Annotated in this window: 3 protein-coding genes and 1 pseudogene; 3 read left to right on the top strand and 1 reads right to left on the bottom strand. The window is 62.0% G+C overall.

The features are described 5' to 3' along the window. The coding region (locus ACTHL0_RS09745; protein ID WP_440566522.1) for a hypothetical protein at positions 1-1,631 on the bottom strand (1,631 nt) is incomplete at its 3' end. 203 nt (positions 1,632-1,834) lie between these two features. Between ACTHL0_RS09745 and ACTHL0_RS09740 the strand changes: the two genes are divergently transcribed. From ACTHL0_RS09740 to ACTHL0_RS09730, 3 genes and pseudogenes are all read left to right on the top strand, one after another. Beyond that, complete coding sequence (locus tag ACTHL0_RS09740) at positions 1,835-2,155, top strand: hypothetical protein (RefSeq protein ID WP_440566521.1); 321 nt, start codon at positions 1,835-1,837, stop codon at positions 2,153-2,155. Between the two features lie 136 nt (positions 2,156-2,291). Then, positions 2,292-2,543, top strand: coding sequence for a hypothetical protein (locus ACTHL0_RS09735; RefSeq protein WP_440566520.1), 252 nt, complete (start codon positions 2,292-2,294; stop codon positions 2,541-2,543). Between the two features lie 34 nt (positions 2,544-2,577). After that, positions 2,578-2,815: pseudogene (locus tag ACTHL0_RS09730) on the top strand (hypothetical protein); the annotation flags it as partial.

Below are 2,815 nucleotides of genomic sequence, written 5' to 3'. Positions count from 1 at the left end.
CGCCCCTGCTCGTAGACGGCAATCTGGATCCGTTCGATATCTGCCCACGCTTGCGCGTGCTCTGCCTTGGGCACCGAATCCTCGTGTCCCAGGAAGTAATCATCGAGCGTGCAGCCGAAGTTGTAGCACCACATGCCGGCCGTCAGCGTCGGCGGCGGCAGCTTGAGGGCAGCGATGAGTCCTATCGCCTCATGCTGAGCCATCAGGAGCGAGCTGGCGGTGCGCTTGTCTCCAAGCCCGCCCCGCGCGATCGCATCGGCGATCCTCGAGACCTGCGTCTGCGCATCGATGCGTTGCGCGCGTGCATCATGCACGGCGCCCAGCCGCGTGGCCCACGGGTGGCCCGGCGCACGCCGCTCGGCGAGTGTGCGAGCGGCATCGGAAACGATATCGAGCGCCGCTTCTTCCGACTGCGTAGCGAGCGCAGCGAACAATTCGGCATGAATGGGGGAGCGCGCTATCAGATCCTGGCCGCCTTCGCGCCCGATCGCGGCGAGGCGCGCGAGCGTCGGCGCGGTGTGGCAGGCACGCACGGCACAGAGCGCCCACCAGACGGAGGTATCGGCCGGGTCCGCCAGCCGCTCGTGCACGGTGCGGCCGACGCTCTCCCACATCTCTTGTTCGAACTCGTAAATATGGAAGAATGCACGCTGGCCGGCGTCGTCGAAGCGCCCGGCTTCCACGAGCCACGGCAGTTCGTACTCAAGGAAATCGTCGGAACCATTCGATTCGAGGCTCATATGCGCGAGCTCGCACGCGCTCAAAGCGCTCGCCAGATCGCCCTGCGCGTAGGCGGCGCGTGCGGCGAGCCGCGCCACGCGCACCTCGGTTTCGCGCCGCTGCGGCAGCGGCCAGTCGGCCGTCAAGGCGGTGATGGCGCGTTCGATCACGGCTAACTGCAGCGGTGCGATCTCGATCAGGGAGTCGCCCATGCGCAGCCAATCCGAGGCATCGATGGATTGATCGGTGCTTGCCGATGCCATGGCTGCCACGGCCGCCTCTGCGGCTGCGCGTGCCGCGTCGGCATCGCCTTGCTTGCGGTGGAACCATGCGCGCCGCACTTGGTAATCCGCTTCATCCCAGGCGCGCACGGGGGCGCGTTCCGGCACGGCGAGATTCAGTGTATTGCGCAGCTCGATGGCGGCCAACGCTTGGGTAGGTCGTTCCTGCTCGATGTTATCGAGCACGCGTACGCGCCGATAGCGCTCGGCCACGAGTGCCGGCTCGGTTTCGACGACATCGCGCAGTTGCGCAAGCGCGGACGATACCGCGTCCTCCTCGTCCAGGTAGTGCGCGATTTGCAGGCGATAAAGCGCAAGCTGCATCCGGATATCCGCATAGGCTTGCCGGGAGGCATTGCCGAGCAGCCGCGTGCCGTCGGCGTCGAGCACGGCGCGCGCGGCGGCGGCGTCTCCGGCTCGCATCCAGAGCGTATGCAGACGCCCGATGGCCTCGATCGAGTCGGCCTGAAGCGGTTGCGCACGCAGCCTCGTCAATAGACCGGCGGCCGTGCTCGAGTTGCTTTCCTCGAGATCGGCTTCGAGTCGATCCATCAATTGTTCGAGTGCTTGGCCCTTTAATGCGTGCGTGTTTTCATCGATTTTTTCATCGATATTGGTATTGTGAGTCATCGACCTCTCCATTTCGACGCGCGTTAGCTTATCAGGCTTGTCGAGAAATACCAATTTGGGCGGTGAATAGGACAGTTGACGAGATGAATGCGACAAACCGCTTTTCCCTCGAGACACACGCTGGGCCTTACGAGTCCTGGCCTCTGCGCTCACGGCTCATACTCGACGGCACGCCCTCCGGTCTCAAGGTGAACGGATACGTCTTGCTTCACCAGTTCGAAACAACGGCCGGCTTTCTGTTGGTGACTGACTACGACTGTCCGTTTGAGGAGTCGGTCAATTTCGTGCTGATTTCGAAGGACCTGCGCAAGGTGTTGGGCGAGCGATCCGTCGGAGCGATGTACGGCACGTTCCTGCTTGAGAGCGTGACATGGAACGATGAGCGACATTTCGCTGCGACGTTTATGGGCATCGAGGGGCGATGGGACTTCAGGATTCGCGACTGGTCGCTGCCGGTGATTTTTCCGCGGCTGAAAATGCGCTACGTCGCGGCAACAGACAAAGCGAGCGTGAATTTTTCGTAAAGCATCGCGTGAATGCCTTAATGCGAGCACTACATGAAACGTGATGATGGGGAGCGGTTCCAAGCTGGAGGCCCGATGCCATGGTTTTCGGCGAGTGCAGAGTGCTCAGTTGCTCGAGCAACAATTGGCCGGAGCATTGGCCGACGAACTGGCTGCGGGCAGCGGTGACGTCGCCGGTGAGCGCTTGCGGGCCGAGCAGTATTCGCACGTTGAAGCATCTGCGGCGTTTGTACTGGAGCACGGCATTGAGCCGTTCGATGTGCAGCGGCATGTTGCGGCGGCAGCGGTCGAGACAAATGGCGCTGTGTTGAAGCAGTTTCTCGCAAAAGTCGACTCGTTGCGTGCGTCGGGACAATGGCATGACCTGCCGCCGTGGCGTGTGGCTTAGATAATTTCGAAGGCCGGGAATCGAAAACATAGGAATGACAAAACGAACCTGTCGCGCATGGCTTGTGACGCTTGGCGTCGCGCTGATGGCCGCACTCACCGCCTGCCACTCGTTAGGCAGTGAAGAATCCTTTGGCTATTCGATGGGAGGGATCGATCATCTTGCGGACAATTTGAGCGTAACGGACTTCTGGGTTAACGGTGCGGCCGGCTTTCAGGCGGGGAGCGGCAACGCCGGGGTCCCCGCTCCTTTGCTACCTGTCAAATGGCATT

Source organism: Trinickia sp., assembly GCF_051961175.1.
Lineage (GTDB): Bacteria > Pseudomonadota > Gammaproteobacteria > Burkholderiales > Burkholderiaceae > Trinickia.
This window is presented reverse-complemented; position numbering and strand designations above follow the sequence as displayed.